This window comes from Gordonia insulae, from assembly GCF_003855095.1.
Classification (GTDB): domain Bacteria; phylum Actinomycetota; class Actinomycetes; order Mycobacteriales; family Mycobacteriaceae; genus Gordonia; species Gordonia insulae.
In genome coordinates, this window is record NZ_CP033972.1 from 257,734 (window position 1) to 273,956 (window position 16,223).

The 16,223-nt window shown below is 69.8% G+C and carries 13 protein-coding genes; all 13 read left to right on the forward strand.

Features of this window, described 5'->3' with window-relative positions:
- Window positions 1-16: 16 nt before the first annotated feature.
- The 13 genes from D7316_RS01305 to D7316_RS01365 all read left to right on the forward strand — a co-directional run bounded on the left by D7316_RS01305 (window position 17) and on the right by D7316_RS01365 (window position 16,190).
- Window positions 17-1,927, forward strand: a complete 1,911-nt coding sequence (locus tag D7316_RS01305; protein WP_124706696.1) for a peptidoglycan D,D-transpeptidase FtsI family protein — start codon at window positions 17-19, stop codon at window positions 1,925-1,927.
- A gap of 178 nt (window positions 1,928-2,105) precedes the next feature.
- Window positions 2,106-3,731 (forward strand): UDP-N-acetylmuramoyl-L-alanyl-D-glutamate--2,6-diaminopimelate ligase, encoded by a 1,626-nt coding sequence (locus D7316_RS01310; RefSeq protein WP_124706697.1) that lies wholly within the window; start codon window positions 2,106-2,108, stop codon window positions 3,729-3,731.
- The gene (locus D7316_RS01315; protein WP_124706698.1) at window positions 3,731-4,195 is read left to right on the forward strand and encodes a UDP-N-acetylmuramoyl-tripeptide--D-alanyl-D-alanine ligase; all 465 of its coding nucleotides are present in this window, start codon (window positions 3,731-3,733) and stop codon (window positions 4,193-4,195) included. Before D7316_RS01310 ends, D7316_RS01315 begins: the two co-directional genes overlap by 1 nt.
- Before the next feature lie 115 nt (window positions 4,196-4,310).
- Entirely contained in the window at window positions 4,311-5,405 is a 1,095-nt protein-coding gene (gene mraY, locus D7316_RS01320) for a phospho-N-acetylmuramoyl-pentapeptide-transferase (RefSeq protein ID WP_124706699.1), read from the forward strand.
- Window positions 5,398-7,002: a UDP-N-acetylmuramoyl-L-alanine--D-glutamate ligase gene (gene murD, locus D7316_RS01325; RefSeq protein WP_232016717.1), complete on the forward strand. Its 1,605-nt coding sequence runs from the start codon at window positions 5,398-5,400 to the stop codon at window positions 7,000-7,002. Before mraY ends, murD begins: the two co-directional genes overlap by 8 nt.
- Window positions 6,999-8,774: a putative lipid II flippase FtsW gene (gene ftsW, locus D7316_RS01330; RefSeq protein ID WP_124706700.1), complete on the forward strand. Its 1,776-nt coding sequence runs from the start codon at window positions 6,999-7,001 to the stop codon at window positions 8,772-8,774. The genes murD and ftsW overlap by 4 nt, the downstream gene beginning before the upstream one ends.
- Before the next feature lie 66 nt (window positions 8,775-8,840).
- Window positions 8,841-10,040: an undecaprenyldiphospho-muramoylpentapeptide beta-N-acetylglucosaminyltransferase gene (murG, locus tag D7316_RS01335; RefSeq protein ID WP_124706701.1), complete on the forward strand. Its 1,200-nt coding sequence runs from the start codon at window positions 8,841-8,843 to the stop codon at window positions 10,038-10,040.
- 64 nt (window positions 10,041-10,104) lie between these two features.
- Window positions 10,105-11,697, forward strand: coding sequence for a UDP-N-acetylmuramate--L-alanine ligase (murC, locus tag D7316_RS01340; protein WP_124706702.1), 1,593 nt, complete (start codon window positions 10,105-10,107; stop codon window positions 11,695-11,697).
- A 10-nt stretch (window positions 11,698-11,707) separates the two neighbouring features.
- Window positions 11,708-12,415, forward strand: coding sequence for a cell division protein FtsQ/DivIB (locus D7316_RS01345; protein WP_124706703.1), 708 nt, complete (start codon window positions 11,708-11,710; stop codon window positions 12,413-12,415).
- 252 nt (window positions 12,416-12,667) lie between these two features.
- Window positions 12,668-13,834 (forward strand): cell division protein FtsZ, encoded by a 1,167-nt coding sequence (ftsZ, locus tag D7316_RS01350; RefSeq protein ID WP_124706704.1) that lies wholly within the window; start codon window positions 12,668-12,670, stop codon window positions 13,832-13,834.
- 8 nt (window positions 13,835-13,842) lie between these two features.
- Window positions 13,843-14,577, forward strand: coding sequence for a peptidoglycan editing factor PgeF (gene pgeF, locus D7316_RS01355; RefSeq protein ID WP_124706705.1), 735 nt, complete (start codon window positions 13,843-13,845; stop codon window positions 14,575-14,577).
- Window positions 14,574-15,326: a YggS family pyridoxal phosphate-dependent enzyme gene (locus D7316_RS01360; protein ID WP_124706706.1), complete on the forward strand. Its 753-nt coding sequence runs from the start codon at window positions 14,574-14,576 to the stop codon at window positions 15,324-15,326. The genes pgeF and D7316_RS01360 overlap by 4 nt, the downstream gene beginning before the upstream one ends.
- A 96-nt stretch (window positions 15,327-15,422) precedes the next feature.
- Complete coding sequence (locus D7316_RS01365; protein ID WP_124706707.1) at window positions 15,423-16,190, forward strand: cell division protein SepF; 768 nt, start codon at window positions 15,423-15,425, stop codon at window positions 16,188-16,190.
- The last annotated feature ends 33 nt before the right edge of the window (window positions 16,191-16,223 follow it).

The following is a 16,223-nucleotide window of genomic DNA, read 5'->3' on the forward strand; positions in this document are numbered from 1 at the left end:
GGGACAATTGGCAACCATGACACGTGCCGTCTTCCAGCGCCTCGACATGGGTTCGTCCGGGCGCGGCCGCGGTGGTCGCGGTGGCCGCGGGGGATCGGGGTCGACCGGCGGAGGTGGTCCGCGCAGGCCGGAGGCGTTCCTGGGACGCAGCCGGATCGCCGGTGCGATCGTCATCCTCGCGGTGATCGCGGTTGCCGTCCGCATGATCGTGGTGCACACCATCGAGGCTTCGTCGATCTCCGCGGAGGCCGCCCAGCAACGCGAATACACCCAGGTGCTCACCGCGAAACGCGGTGCGATCGTCGACCGGAACGGACGTCCCCTCGCCTACACCGACGAGGCGCGGTCGCTGACATTCCTGCCCAAGGCGGTCCGCAAGACGATCGACGAAGCCCATCGCAAGGACGAGGCGCTGCCCGACGTGGACAAGCGACTCGGCGAGATCGCCAAGGGCGTGTCGTCGGCGCTCGGCGGATCGATCAGCGAGCAGGACCTGATGGCGAAGCTCAAGAGCGACGACACCTTCGTCTATCTCGCCCGTTCGGTCAGTCCGGAGACGGCCGGCAAGATCACCACCGAGTTCCCGGAGGTCGGCGCGGATCCGCAGAGCATCCGGCTCTATCCCGGTGGCTCGCTGGGCGCCAACATCATCGGCGACGTCAACTATGACGGCAACGGCCTGATCGGGTTGGAGGCCTCGCTGGATTCGACGCTGGCGGGCACGAACGGATCGAAGACGTATGACCGTGGCTCCGACGGGGCCATCATCCCGGGCAGCACCCGCAACGTGCACCCGGCGATCAACGGTGCGACGGTTCGGCTGACCATCGACTCCGACGTGCAGTGGTTCGTGCAGAGCCAGGTCTCCGCGGCCAAGGCGGCGTCGGGAGCCAAGAACGCATCTGCCGTGGTCCTCGACGCCCACACCGGGGAAGTCCTCGCGATGGCGAACGACAGTACCTTCAACGCCTCCGAGCCACTCGGCGACCAGAAGAACGCGGATCTGGGCAACAAGGCCGTGACGTCACCGTTCGAGCCGGGCTCGGTGAACAAGATCATCACGGCCGCCGCGGCCATCGAATACGGCGTCACCACGCCGACCCAGGTGCATCGGGTACCGGGCAGCATCAACATGGCCGGCGTCACCGTCAACGACGCCTGGGCGCATGGCGTCGAGCCGTACACGACCACCGGCATCTTCGGGAAGTCGTCCAACGTCGGCACCCTGATGCTGGCCCGCAAGGTCGGGGAGAAGCGCTTCGCCGACATGGTGTCCCGATTCGGCCTGGGTCAGCGCACCGGTGTCGGTCTGCCCGCGGAGAGTGCCGGCGAGGTCCCGGCCCTGAGTCAGTGGTCGGGTGGGTCGTTCGCGAACCTGCCCATCGGTCAGGGTCTTTCGATGTCGCTGCTGCAGATGACCGCGATGTACCAGGCGATCGCCAACGACGGCCTGCGGATCCCGCCGCGGATCATGGTCTCCGAGCAACGGGACGGCCAGCCGCCGGAGGACGCGACCCGGCCGGACGGCGTCCGGGTGGTGAGCCCGCAGACCGCGACGACCGTTCGCGACATGTTCCGGGCCGTCATGCAGAAGGACCCGATGGGCGTCCAGCAGGGCACCGGGTACACCGGTGCGGTCGCCGGGTATCAGATGTCGGGGAAGACGGGCACCGCCCAGCAGGTCGATCCCGGTTGTGGCTGCTATTCGAACTCGAACTACAACATCACCTTCGCCGGGATCGCACCGGCGGACGCCCCCCGGTACGTGATCGGCATCATGCTCGACAATCCGAAGCGCAGTTCGGACGGAAGTGGCGGGCAGTCGGCGGCGCCGATGTACGGGACCGTCGCTTCCTGGTTGTTGCAGCGCGACCGGGTGCCGCTGTCGGCGCGTCCGGCGCCGCGGCTGACCCTGGAGGCCCACTGATCGCACGACGGTGACCGGTGGACGGTCCGGCGTGACATCCACCGATTCCGTCGTGTGTGCCTGCGCGGCTCACCCGCACGGGAGGATGAGCGCACTGACGGTATCGTGAGTGCGTTCCGGCGAGCCCGACCCGGGCCGCCCAGATCGAGTACAGCGAGACGGGAGGCGGGAGGCACAGATGGCGTCGACTCGCCGTAAGCGGACGAAATCCCCAGCGGTGGCGCTCCGGCCGACCACGGTGGCCCCGACCCCGGTGTCGGTGCTGTCCACGGCCACCGGTGCGCGCCTGGACCTCATCGGTTCCGTCGCCGCCGACACCGAGGTCACCGGCGTGACCCTGCGTGCGCAGGACGTGCTGCCGGGTGACCTCTTCGCCGCGTTGCAGGGTGGCCGCGCGCACGGCGCGCAGTTCGCCGATCAGGCGATCGCCGCGGGCGCGACCGCGATCCTCACCGACCCGGCCGGTCGTGCCGAACTGACCCGCGTCCTGGGCCCCGACGCCGCGTGCGCGGTGCTGGTGCATCCTGAGCCGCGCACCGTCCTCGGACCGGTCAGCGCCCGGATCTACGGATATCCGTCCCAGCGGCTCAAGCTGATCGGCATCACCGGCACGTCCGGCAAGACCACCACGGCCTACATGGTCGAGGCGGCGCTGCTCGCGGCCGGGCATTCGGTTGGCCTGATCGGGACGGTCCAGACCCGGATCGACGGCGTCGCTCAGCCCAGCTCTCTGACCACGCCGGAGGCGCCGACGCTGCAGGCCCTGCTGGCCACGATGCTCGAACGTGGTGTCGACGCCGTGGTGATGGAGGTGTCGAGTCACGCACTCGCGCTCGGCCGCGTCGACGGTGCGCACTTCGCCATCGGGGCGTTCACCAACCTGTCGCAGGATCACCTCGACTTCCACCACTCGATGCGCGCGTACTTCGACGCCAAGGCGCGGCTGTTCGCCCCGTCGTCGTCGACCCGCGCGGTTCGGCCGGTCATCTGTGTCGATGACGAATGGGGTCGCCGGATGGTCGAGATCGCGCGTGCCGACCCCCAGACGACCACGGTGACCGTGTCGACGGGACCGGTGCCTGCGCAGTGGCATGCCGGGCCGTCGACCGTCGACGCCGACGGCAAGCAGCACGTCACGGTGACCGTGCCCGCCGGCGGCGACCAGGATCTGACGGTGCCGCTGCCCGGCCGCTACAACGTGGCGAACGCGCTGACCGCCGTGGCGATCGCCACGGGCGCGGGCGTCCCGACGTCGACGGCCGTGGAGGCGATCGCGTCGGTCTCGGTGCCCGGGCGGCTCGAGCGGATCGACCGCGGCCAGGGCTTCCTCGTCGTCGTGGACTATGCGCACAAACCCGCGGCACTCGAGGCGGTGATCGCGACATTGCGTGAGCAGAGCCGGGGACGGATCGCGGTGGTGGTCGGTGCAGGCGGTGACCGGGACACCGGGAAGCGCCCGATGATGGGTGAGATCGCCGCGCGCGCGGCCGAACTCGTCATCGTCGCGGACGACAACCCGCGTTCCGAGGATCCGGCGATGATCAGGGCCGAGGTGCTCGACGGGGCCCGCCCGGTCGCGGACGAGGGGACGACCGAGGTTCGCGAGATCGGCAACCGCGCCGATGCGATCCGTGCCGCGATCGCCTGGGCCGAGCCGACGGACGTCGTGCTGATCGCCGGCAAGGGCCACGAGACCGGGCAGGAGATCGGCGGCGTCAAGCACCCGTTCGACGATCGCCTGGTGGCCGCCGAGGCGCTCGACGCGCTGTCGGTCACGCCGACGAACCCGGCCGAGGACGGCTGATGGTCGACCAGACGACCACCGTGCTGGTGGCGCCGGTACCGGCGGGCATCGACGACGCCCGGGCCCTGTTGCGCGACCTCGCCGAGGCGGGATCGACGGCACGTGCACACGATGCCGCGGTGCGGACCTGGGCGATCCTCGGTGAGCTGGCGGTCGCCGGCGGCATGACCGAGAACGACGGTGTCGTCGAGCACGATCGTGTGGGACGCCAGGCGGTTCGGCTCGCGGTGGACAAGACGTTGTGCGTGGGCGAGACGCGATCCGTGCGCGCGATGCATCAGGGGGCCATCATGGAGGGCTCCTGGGGCGATGAGGCCCGGATGGTCGCGGACACCGACGAAGCCCGCGACCTGCTGACCGGTGACGGCGACTGGCGGCCCGGCCCCGGTGACGTCATCCTGCTGGCTGCGGCGGGGCCGGAGATCGTCGCCCTGGCCGGTCTGTGGCGGACAGATCACGCGTGAGGCCGGCACCCGCCCCGATCATGACCCACACGACCACGCCGAGGCGTGCGCATCCCGACGACAAGGAAGAGCGAGTGAGAGCGACGACGGTGACAGGACAGACGGGGATGACACGGTGACACAGATCCTGATCGCGGGCGGCATCGCCCTGGCGGTGTCGATCCTGCTCACACCCATCCTGATCCGCTTGTTCACCCGCCAGGGTTTCGGGCAGGAGATCCGGGTCGAGGGACCGCAGAGTCACCAGACCAAGCGCGGCACGCCGTCGATGGGCGGTGTGGCGATCCTGGCGGCGCTGTGGGCCGGCTATCTCGGGGCCCACATCGTCGGCCTGTTCACCGGCGGCACCGGGGCCACGGCATCGGGACTGCTGGTCCTCGGCCTCGCCACGGCGCTCGGTGGCGTCGGCTTCCTCGACGACATCATCAAGATCCGCAAGCACCGCAACCTGGGTCTCAACAAGACGGCCAAGTCGATCGGCCAGTTCGCCGCCGCCATCCTCTTCGGTGTCCTGGTGCTGCAGTTCCGCAACGACGCCGGCTACACCCCGGCGAGCACCCACCTGTCATACGTCCGCGACATCGACGCGATCTCGATGTGGTCGGCCGTGTTCGTGATCTTCTGCTGGCTGGTGGTCGCGGCCTGGTCGAATGCGGTGAACTTCACCGACGGCCTCGACGGTCTGGCGGCCGGTTCGATGGCGATGGTGCTGGGTTCGTATGTCCTGGTCACGTTCTGGCAGTACCGCAACGCCTGCACGGGCGGACCGAAGGCAACCCAGGAGATCACGCCCGGCTGCTACGTGGTCCGCGACCCGCTCGACCTGGCGCTGATCGCGGTCGCCGGTGGCGGCGCGTGCCTCGGCTTCCTGTGGTGGAACGCCGCTCCGGCCAAGATCTTCATGGGTGACACCGGTTCGCTGGCACTCGGCGGCATGCTGGCCGGACTCTCGATCACCACGCGGACCGAGTTGCTGGCCGTGGTGATCGGCGCCCTGTTCGTCGCGGAGATCATCTCGGTGGTCATTCAGATCGCGTTCTTCCGCACGACCGGACGCCGGGTCTTCCGGATGGCGCCGTTCCACCACCACTTCGAGCTCGGCGGGTGGGCGGAGACCACCGTGATCATCAGATTCTGGCTGCTCACCGCGATCGCGTGCGCGCTGGGCCTGTCCTTGTTCTACAGCGAGTTCCTGGCCGTCAGTGGCTGAGGACAGCGTGCTCGACGTGACCGCACTCGCCGACCTTCGGGTGCTGGTCGCGGGTGCGGGAACGGCCGGTCGATCGGCGGCCCGATATCTGCTGGGCGCGGGTGCACGCGTCACGGTGGCGGACGCACGGTTCGGGCCGGACCAGCCCGGCGACGACGAACTCTCCGACCTCGGTGCGGAGTTGATCGGGATGTCGTCGGTGCTCGACGGCGATCTGTCGGGTGAAGGAGGCCTGTGGGGTGAGACGGACCTCGTCATCACCTCACCCGGTTTCGCGCCGACGCATCCGCTGATGGCGCTCGCCCACGAGGCCGGAGTGCCGATCTGGGGTGAGGTCGAACTGGCGTGGCGCGTCGACCGTGCGGGACTGCTCGGCGAGCCGCGCACCTGGCTGGTGGTGACCGGCACCAACGGCAAGACCACCACCACCTCCATGCTCACCGACATCGTCGTCGGCGCCGGTCGCGCTGGTGCGGCCTGCGGGAACATCGGGCTGCCGGTACTCGATGCCATGCTGGCCGAGCCACGGGTCGACGTCCTGTGCGCGGAACTGTCCTCCTTCCAACTGCACTGGGCGCCGTCGGTGCGCCCCGAGGCCGGGGTGGTCCTCAACGTCGCCGACGATCACCTCGACTGGCACGGGTCGTTCGCGGCCTATGCCGACGCCAAGGCCTTCGCCCTCCGCGGCGCGGTCGGTGTGGTCGGCCTCGACGATCGCGTCGCCTCGGGTCTGCCGGTCGCCGGACGCCGGGTCGGATTCACCCTCGGCACGCCGGCTGACGGCACCCTCGGGGTCGACGACGGCACGATCGTCGACCGGGCCTTCGGTCCGGCCGGTACGTCCCGCCCGATCGTCGAGACCGCAGCGATCCATCCGCCCGGGCCGTCCGGTCTGGCCGATGCGCTCGCGGCAGCCGCGCTCGCGCTCGCGATCGACGTGCCGCCCGCCGCCGTCGCGGACGCACTGCGCGAGTTCCGCCCGGCCGCGCACCGCGGCGACGTCGTCGCACGCGTGGAGGACATCGACTACATCGATGATTCGAAGGCCACCAACCCGCACGCGGCCGAGGCGGCGATCCGCGGCCATCGGCGGGTGGTGTTGATCGCGGGCGGTCTGCTGAAAGGCGCTCAGGTCGACGACATGGTGCGCAACACCCGGGAGCGACTCGCCGGCGTCGTCGCCATCGGTCGCGATCGTGACGTGATCGCGGAGGCGATCGCGCGACACGCCCCAGAAGTCCCAACAGTCACAGTATTCACAGGGGACGATGGGCGCGTGATTGTTCAGCAGACCGCGAACCCCGTGGATGACCTGCCGTCCGACTTGTCGGAAGCGCTCGTCCCGACCCCGGAGACCGTCGGGACGGCGGCATCCGACAGTCCCGCCGACCACGCGGCCATCGCGGTGATGGACCGCGCGGTCGCCGTCGCCGCACACCTGGCACGGGCGGCGGAGGATCGGCCGGACGCGGTGCTGCTCGCACCTGCGGCGGCGTCGCTGGACATGTTCGCCGGCTACGGCAGGCGCGGTGACGCGTTCGCGACCGCCGCCCGGGCGCTGCCCGGCGCGGCGGATGCCGGCGGTTCGTCGCGATGAGCACGGAGGCGCCGGAGCGGGACACCCGCGAGAGCACGCGGGCCGCCTCCGACAAGAACGCGACGCAAAAGAACTCCGGGCAGAAGAGTTCCACCCAGAAGAATTCCACCCAGAAGAATTCCACCCAGAAGGGCTCGACTGGGCGGGAGTCGAAGCAGAAGGATTCGGCGACAACCGGATTCGCCGCCTCGTGGCCGGCGGCGGTGCTCGAGGCGGTCCGTAACCTCCTCTCGCGTCCGCTGGCGTCCTACCACCTGATCCTCACCATCGCCTTCCTGCTGACGGCATTCGGTCTGGTGATGGTGCTGTCCGCGTCGTCGGTCGAGGGGTATTCGCAGAACGGGTCGTCGTACGGACTGTTCGCGACGCAGGTGATCTTCGCGCTGCTCGGTCTGCTCGTCTTCTACGTCATGCTGCGTGTGCCGGTGCGGTTGCTGCGGCGTGCCGCCGCGCCGCTGATGGTGGTGACCACCATCCTGTTGGCCCTGGTGCTCATCCCGGGCATCGGCACCCTGAGCCAGGGCGCGCGTCGCTGGTTCGTCATCGGGGGACTGTCGGTGCAGCCGTCGGAACTCGTCAAGGTCGCGCTGTGTGTCTGGGGTGCGCACCTCCTGGCGTCGCGGCGCAAGGAGAACGCGTCGCTCAAGGAACTGCTGATCCCGTTGCTGCCGGTGGCCCTGCTGGTGTGCGTGCTGATCGTGCTCGAGCCCAACCTGTCGACGACGATCACCATCGCGATCATCGTCGGTGCGCTGTTGTGGTTCGCCGGGCTCCCGGTGAAGGTCTTCCTGACGTTCGCCGCGGTCGGGACCGCGATCGCCGTGCTCCTGGCCCTCGTCGAGGGGTACCGGTCGCAGCGCGTGCTCAGCTTCCTCGGCAGCATCGACGATCCACAGGGCGCGGGCTATCAGGCGCGCCAGGCCACCTATGCGCTGGCCAACGGTGGCGTGTTCGGCGTCGGGCTCGGGCAGAGTCGCGCCAAATGGAACTATCTGCCGAACGCGCACAACGACTTCATCTTCGCGATCATCGGCGAGGAACTCGGCCTCATCGGTGGCCTCCTGGTGGTGATGCTGTTCGCGATCCTGGCATTCATCGGATTCCGGATCGCGGTCCGTTCGGTGGACCCGTTCCTGCGGCTGATGACGGCCACGATCACGGTGCTGATCACGGCGCAGGCGTTCATCAACATCGGCTACGTCATCGGACTGTTGCCGGTCACCGGAATCCAGCTCCCGCTGCTCTCCGCCGGCGGCACGTCGACGTTGACCGTGCTGGCCATGCTCGGCCTGCTCGCCAACGCGGCGCGGCACGAACCGGAGGCGGTGGCGGCGTTGACCGCGGGCGGCGACGGCCGCGTCGGACGCTGGCTGCGGCTGCCGGCGCCGGTCGCGTACCGGCCGACCCGCGCCGACGCCCTACGGGACCGGCTCGATCGCCGACGCCCCGACCGCGCCCGGGGGCCGGGCCGCGGTGGTCCGGCACCCGCCGACACCGCACCGTCGAGGTGGGCGCGTCTGCGCCCGGGGCGGGCCGCTCGACCGGACCCGTCGTCGGGCCGACGTTCGGCGACGCCGGGCCGGGCACCGCGCACGTCTGCCGTGCGGGTCGACTACCGTACGGGGTATTCCGGCACGGGCGGCCGGGCCGCGGCGGGATCGAATCGCGGGGGAACGGACCGGGGGCGGAGCGGACACGCATCGCGCGGCGGACGGGCCGAGCCGACCGATCAGTGGCGGCCCGTGGGTCGTTCCACCTGGTCGCGACGCTGACGCCGGGCCGAGACGACCGGCCGTCGGGATCCGGCGGTCGACGATGCGAAATGGAGTAGGGCAGCGGTGAGTTCTGAGCGAGGCCGATCGCGGTCGGATCGGCCCCTGTCGGTCGTGGTCGCAGGGGGCGGGACGGCAGGTCACATCGAGCCCGCGCTCGCCGTTGCGGACGCGGTGACCCGACTCGACCCCACCGCACGGGTGACCGCGTTGGGCACGACCCGTGGACTCGAGACCACGCTGGTCCCCGAACGTGGATACAGCCTCGAACTGATCCCACCCGTTCCCTTGCCACGCAAGCCCGGCGTCGAGTTGGCGAAGACGCCGGGCCGACTGGTGCATGCGGTGACCGCGACCCGGTCCGTGCTGTCGGATGTCGGCGCCGACGTGGTCGTCGGCTTCGGTGGGTACGTCGCGCTCCCGGCCTACTTCGCGGCGCAGCTGCACGTGCGTGGCCGGAGTCGGCTGCCCATCGTCATCCACGAAGCCAATGCCTCCGCCGGGATCGCCAACAAGGTGGGTGCGCGCTTCGCCGACCGGGTGATGGCCGCGGTGGCCGGGTCCGGACTCGACGCCGAGGTGGTCGGCATCCCGGTGCGCGGCGTGATCGCCGAACTGGACCGACCGGCACTGCGGGCCAAGGCCCGCCACTACTTCGGCCTCGACGAGGAGGCCCCCACGCTGCTCGTCTTCGGCGGATCGCAGGGTGCGCAACGACTCAACGATGCGGTGGCCGGTGCGGCCGGCACGCTCGGGACGGCCGGGATCGGGGTACTGCATGCGTACGGACCCAAGAACTCGATCAACCCCGTGTCACCGCCGGGCGCCCCGCCCTACCGCGGGGTCGGTTACCTCAAGCGGATGGATCTGGCATATGCCGCAGCCGATCTGGTGATGTGCCGGTCGGGGGCGATGACGGTGGCCGAGATCTCGGCGACCGGACTGCCGGCGATCTACGTGCCGCTCCCACACGGCAACGGCGAGCAGCGCCTCAACGCACTCCCGGTCGTCGAGGCCGGTGGCGGTGTGATCGTCGACGACGGGGACATCTCCACCGACTGGGTGGCGCGAGAGGTCCCCCGGTTGCTCGCCGACACCGACCGCCTGGCCGCCATGTCGGCGGCGGCCACCGGCACCGGGCATCGCGATGCCGCGAACGCGGTCGCAGCGGCGGCCCTCGAGTTGGCCTCTGACCAGCGCGCCGGATCGCACCGAGGTCGGCTGCGGGCCGCGTTTCGTTCACCCGGATCGGGGTCGAAGCGGTGACAATCGGTAGACGTGGCGTCCGCCACGACGATGCGTGGTGCGCGACGGCCGGGGAGGTGACGCGATGACCGGGTCGACGCACGGCGGTGATCTCCCGGACCGGCTGCGCCGGGTGCACATGGTCGGCATCGGCGGGGCCGGGATGAGCGGACTGGCTCGCATCCTGCTGGCGCGGGGTGGTCAGGTCTCCGGGTCCGACGCGAAGAACAGCCGAGGTATCCTCGCGCTGCGCACCCGCGGTGCGCGCATCCAGGTGGGACACGACCCGTCCGCTCTCGATCAACTGCCCGGTGGCCCGTCGGTTGTCGTCACCACCCACGCCGCAATCCCCAAGACCAATCCGGAACTCGTCGCGGCCCGGTCGCGCGGTATCCCGATCCTGTTGCGCCCGCGCGTACTGGCGGACCTGATGGGCGGCTACCGCACCCTGCTGGTGGCGGGCACCCACGGCAAGACGTCGACGACATCGATCGCCGTCGTCGCGCTGCAGCACTGCGGCCTCGATCCGTCGTTCGCCGTCGGTGGCGAATTGAACGAATCCGGCACCAACGCCCACCACGGCAGCGGCGGCATCTTTGTCGCCGAGGCGGACGAGAGCGACGGTTCACTGCTCGAGTACACCCCGGACGTGGTGGTGGTCACCAACATCGAGGTCGATCACCTCGACTTCTTCGGCACCCGTGAGGCCTATACCGAGGTCTTCGACTCGTTCGCCGACCGCATCGCCCCCGGCGGATCACTGATCGTCTGTCTCGACGACGAGGGCTCGGCCGCGCTCGCCGGACGGTGCGCGGAACGACTCGCGCAGCGCGGGGTCTCGGTGCTCGGCTACGGCGAGGGACGCCACGCCGACCTGGCGCCGGCCGCGATCCAGGTCGCGACACTGCTCTCCTGGGACGCCCGGGGCGCCGGGGGAGTCGCGCGGGTCCGGTTCGAGGGGCCGATCGCCGACCCCGCCGTCGAACGCACCGTCGATCTGACCGTGCCCGGCAGGCACATGGCGCTCAACGCGATCGGCGCGGCCGTCGCCTGTGTCTGCGCCGGCGGCGAACTCGCCGGCGTGGTGGACGGCGTCGAGGCCTTCGGCGGGGTGCACCGCCGCTTCGAATTCCGCGGGCGGGCAGGCGATGTGGACGTCTTCGACGATTACGCGCACCATCCCACCGAGGTACGTGCGGTGCTCGTCGCGGCCCGTCAGGCGGTCGAGAGTGCGGCCGCCGAGGCCGCGGCGGCCGATGCCGCCGCGGAGCCGGCACGCGGGCCCGGCCGTGTCATCGCGGTGTTCCAACCGCACCTCTACTCGCGCACGCGGGACTTCGCCGCTGACTTCGCGGCCGCCCTCGATCTCGCCGATCAGGTGGTGGTGGCCGACGTCTACGGTGCGCGGGAACAGCCGATCCCGGGGATCAGCGGCGCCTCGATCGCCGATCGGATGACCCGGCCGGTCATCTTCGAGCCCGACCTCTCCGCGCTCGCGCGCACCGTCGCATCGGTGGCGCGGGCGGGAGACCTGGTGCTCACCCTCGGCGCCGGTGACATCACCATGCAGGGACCGGAGATCCTGGCCGCGCTGTCGGCGGCGCCCGGTGGTGACACCGCCGGGGAAGCGGTTGCAGCCGCGCCGGTCTCGACGGCGGAAGCGGAACCACAGCCATGATCGGGCGGCCATGATCGGGCGGGGGCGAGGTGGATCACGCCGATCTCGACTGCTGCTCGGCACCCTCGCGGTCGTCGTGGTGGTCGTCGGACTCGGCCTGATCGCCTACTTCACCCCGCTCATGTCGGTGCGGTCGACCGACGTCCAGGACAACCGCGCGGTGCCCACGGATCAGATCATCGGCGCCGCCCGGGTCCCGAACGGGACGCCGCTGCTGCAGGTCGACACCCAGGCGGTGGCCCAGCGCATCGCCGCGATCCCGTCGGTCGAATCGGTCCGCGTGCAGCGCAGCTATCCGTCGGCCCTCACCATCACCGTCGTGGAACGGCAACCCGTGGTGAAGGTGACCGACGGCCAGAAGGTCCATGTGCTCGACCGCACCGGTGTCGGGTATCTGGAGTACGACACGACGACCGGTGTACCGCCCGAGATGAACCGCCTGCCCGAGTTCTCCACGCCCAACCCGGGTCCCGGGGACCCGACCACGGTGGCCACCCTCAAGGCGGTCGCCGAACTGCCCGCATCGATCTCGGGCCGACTGCGCAAGGTGACCGCGTCCTCACCCGTGGACATCGAGTTCACCTTGACGGGCGACAAGACGGTGATCTGGGGGGACAGCACCCGCGGTGCGGAGAAGGCCAGGACCCTCGACGCGCTGTTGACGCGTCCCGCGACCATGTACAACGTGTCGAGCCCCGATTTCCCGGCCTTCAAATGACTTTCGCGGGTCGGCGGCCGCATCGGCCGTGCGGCCCGCTGCATCGCGACGACACCTCGACATCGGTGCCGGGACCCCGCCACGGTGTGACGTCGAGGAAAAATCGCAGGCCAACTTCGCGACACGCCGCCCGCTTGCTGGCCACCACGCCATTCGGTGCCTAGCGTCATCCCCAACATCCATCTACTTGACATAACTCTAAATCTATGGTTCAGGTTTAGAGTTTCGGGATCGAACGAGGAAGGCGGGCACATGACGCCACCGCACAACTACCTGGCCGTGATCAAGGTCGTCGGCATCGGCGGCGGCGGCGTGAACGCCGTCAACCGAATGATCGAGCAGGGGCTGAAAGGTGTTGAGTTCATTGCGATCAACACCGACGCCCAGGCTCTGCTGATGAGCGACGCCGACGTCAAACTCGACGTCGGTCGTGACTCGACCCGAGGTCTCGGCGCCGGCGCCGATCCGGAGGTGGGACGCCGGGCCGCCGAGGACGCGCGCGACGAGATCGAGGAACTCCTCAAGGGTGCCGACATGGTGTTCGTCACCGCGGGCGAGGGCGGCGGAACGGGCACCGGTGGTGCGCCGGTCGTCGCGTCCATCGCGCGCAAGCTCGGCGCATTGACCGTCGGTGTGGTCACGCGGCCGTTCTCCTTCGAGGGCAAGCGTCGTGGCGGTCAGGCAGAGGCGGGGATCACCGCCCTGCGGGAGTCCTGCGACACGCTGATCGTCATCCCCAACGACCGGCTCCTGCAGCTCGGTGACGCGCAGGTCAGCCTGATGGATGCCTTCCGCAGCGCAGATGAGGTGCTGCTCAACGGTGTTCAGGGCATCACCGATCTGATCACCACCCCCGGGCTGATCAACGTCGACTTCGCCGACGTCAAGGGCGTGATGAGCGACGCAGGCAGCGCCCTGATGGGTATCGGGTCCTCGCGCGGCGAGGATCGCGCGAAGAAGGCCGCCGAGTCGGCCATCAACTCGCCCCTGCTCGAGGCGTCCATGGAAGGCGCTCGCGGCGTGCTGATCTCGATCGCCGGCGGCAGCGACCTCGGACTGTTCGAGATCCACAACGCGGCCACGCAGGTGCAGGAGGCCGCCCATGAGGACGCGAACATCATCTTCGGCACGGTGATCGACGACAACCTCGGCGACGAGGTCCGCGTCACCGTGATCGCGGCCGGATTCGACGGCGGCACACCTCGGAAGCGCACCGAGGTGCCGGCCGCGGCGGGCAAGTCGACGGTGAGTTCCGGTCAGGCCGGCGCCGTGGCGGCGGGTGCGCAGGACAATGATCCGCTGTTCGGCAAACTGCCCAGTACCTCGGGCGATCCGTTCGTGGAACCGGAGCGTCCGCGGCGCAACAACGTCACCCTCGACGACGACGACGTCGACGTGCCGTCGTTCATGAAGCGCTGAGCCCCGCCATGCGGGTTCGCCGTGTGGTCACCGGCCGATCCGGTGGCGTCTCGGTGGCTCCCTACGACTCGTTCAACCTCGGCGATCATGTCGGCGACGACCCGAAGGCCGTCGCCGACAATCGCGTTCGGCTGGCCGAGCAGATCGGGTTGCCGCCGGGCCGGATCGTCTGGATGGAACAGATCCACAGCCGCAACGTCACCGTCGTCACCGGTCCGGTCGACGGAGCCGTCGAGGCCACCGATGCGCTGGTCACCACGGAGCCGGATCTGGCGTTGGCCGTCCTCTCCGCCGACTGCGTACCGGTGTTGCTCTCCGACGACGAGGCCGGCGTGATCGCCGGTGTCCATGCCGGCCGGGTCGGCGCGCGGATCGGGATCATCCCGGCGACGCTGCGTGCGATGATCGGTCTCGGTGCGCGCCCGGAGCGGATAGGCGTCCTGCTCGGACCGGCGGCCGCCGGAGACCACTACGAGGTGCCGCCGCACATGCAGCGCGACGTGGAGGAACACCTGCCCGGCAGTGCATGCGTGACCGCCTCGGGCACAACCGGTCTGGATCTTCGGGCCGGGATACGCCGGCAACTGCTCGCGGCGGGTGTGGCCGCGGTCGCCGCCGATCCGCGCGACACCATCGACGACCCGACCCTGTTCAGTCATCGGCGCGGTGCGCCCACCGGCAGGCTGGCGTCGCTGATCTGGATCGATTCACGGTCGTCCGGAGACGAGGACGGCGAGGGGTGACCGCGGCCGACGGGGGCGATGACTCGCGGACACACGAACTCGCCGAGGGACTTTCGGCGGCACGCGCGCGCCTCGCGTCAGCCGTGTCCGCAGCAGGTCGCGCACCCGGGGACGTGGAACTACTGGTGGTGACGAAATTCTTCCCGGCCGACGATGTCCGGCGCCTGATGGATCTGGGCGTGCGATCGTTCGGCGAGTCCCGCGAGCCCGAGGCGAGCCGCAAGATCGCCGACGTGGCGCAGGACACCGCGGCCGCAGGCGATGTCGTGTTCGACATGATCGGCAGTGTGCAGTCGAAGAAGGCCAAAAGCGTTGCCGCATGGGCGCGGACGGTCCACTCGGTGGACCGTGACAAGGTCGTCGATGCCCTCGCCGTCGGCGCCGAGGCGGCACTGGACGCCGGGGTGCGGTCTGCGCCACTCGGAATCCTCCTGCAGGTCAGCCTGGACGGGGATCCGCATCGGGGCGGCGTACTCGTCGACGACCTCTCCGGGCTCGCCGACCGGGTCGTCGAGGCACCCGGACTCGCACTGCGCGGGTTGATGGTGATCGCCCCAGTCGAGGGGTCGGCGGAGCGGTGGATGGCCCGGGCCGCGGAGATCCGCGAGGCCTTCATGGCGGACCACCCCGCCGCCCGTGAACTGTCGGCCGGCATGTCCGGGGACCTCGAATCCGCGGTTGTGCACGGATCGACATGCGTGCGTGTCGGTACCGCGATCATGGGGCCACGGCCGCTAATCTCTCAGTAATCACATTGGTCACACGAGAACCAACGAACACAGAGATACACAACTGCACCACCCTCACTGCTTCCCCGGCAGCGTTGGACGACAGAGAGGCCCGCAATGACCACGATGCAGAAGTTCAAGGCGTATTTCGGCATGGTGCCTCCGGGCGACTACGAGGACGACTACCTCGAGGAGCCGGGCGGGGGAGTGCCGCGCGGCGGTCGTGGCTATCGGGACGACTACTACGGCGACGCGCCGTTCCGCGACGGTGGTATGCGCGACGGGGGTATGCGCGACGGGGGCTTCCGTGAGGGTCCGCGCGACGCCGACTACGCCTACGTCGACGACCGCCGGTTCCCGGGAGAGTTCGAGCCGCAGGGATACGCGGGCAGCTTCGAGACGAACTCCTACGACGGCGGTGGATATGACGCGGTACCCGAATACGCCTACGCCGGGGGGCGGCACAACGGGGAGCCGGTCGAACGGATGCGGCAGGCTCGACTCGAGCCGCTGCAGCGGTCGGGGATGCGGACTGCAGGGGTGGTGCGTTCCACGATGAGCCCCGACCAGCGCGCCGAACTCGAGCGCGTCTTCGCCGATGGCCCGCTGCAGAAGATCACCACCCTGCGGCCGTCGGACTACGGCGAGGCGCGCACGATCGGTGAGCGTTTCCGCGACGGCAATCCCGTGATCATGGATCTGGTCGACATGAGCAACGACGACGCAAAGCGTCTCGTCGACTTCGCCGCCGGCCTGGCGTTCGCGCTGCGGGGATCGTTCGACAAGGTCGCCACCAAGGTGTTCCTGCTGTCGCCCGCCGACGTCGACGTCTCGCCGGAGGATCGTCGCAAGATCGCCGAGACCGGCTTCTACAACCACAGCTGACCGCACACGCACAGCGACCCGCCCCGGGGAATC

What these genes read in the sequence shown, in the direction of transcription:
- ftsZ (WP_124706704.1), top strand. Translation starts at nt 12,668, where the DNA reads ATGACGCCACCGCACAACTACCTGGCCGTGATCAAGGTCGTCGGCATC.
- D7316_RS01305 (WP_124706696.1), top strand. Translation starts at nt 17, where the DNA reads ATGACACGTGCCGTCTTCCAGCGCCTCGACATGGGTTCGTCCGGGCGC.
- D7316_RS01365 (WP_124706707.1), top strand. Translation starts at nt 15,423, where the DNA reads ATGACCACGATGCAGAAGTTCAAGGCGTATTTCGGCATGGTGCCTCCG.
- D7316_RS01315 (WP_124706698.1), top strand. Translation starts at nt 3,731, where the DNA reads ATGGTCGACCAGACGACCACCGTGCTGGTGGCGCCGGTACCGGCGGGC.
- D7316_RS01345 (WP_124706703.1), top strand. Translation starts at nt 11,708, where the DNA reads ATGATCGGGCGGGGGCGAGGTGGATCACGCCGATCTCGACTGCTGCTC.
- pgeF (WP_124706705.1), top strand. Translation starts at nt 13,843, where the DNA reads ATGCGGGTTCGCCGTGTGGTCACCGGCCGATCCGGTGGCGTCTCGGTG.
- murC (WP_124706702.1), top strand. Translation starts at nt 10,105, where the DNA reads ATGACCGGGTCGACGCACGGCGGTGATCTCCCGGACCGGCTGCGCCGG.
- D7316_RS01310 (WP_124706697.1), top strand. Translation starts at nt 2,106, where the DNA reads ATGGCGTCGACTCGCCGTAAGCGGACGAAATCCCCAGCGGTGGCGCTC.
- ftsW (WP_124706700.1), top strand. Translation starts at nt 6,999, where the DNA reads ATGAGCACGGAGGCGCCGGAGCGGGACACCCGCGAGAGCACGCGGGCC.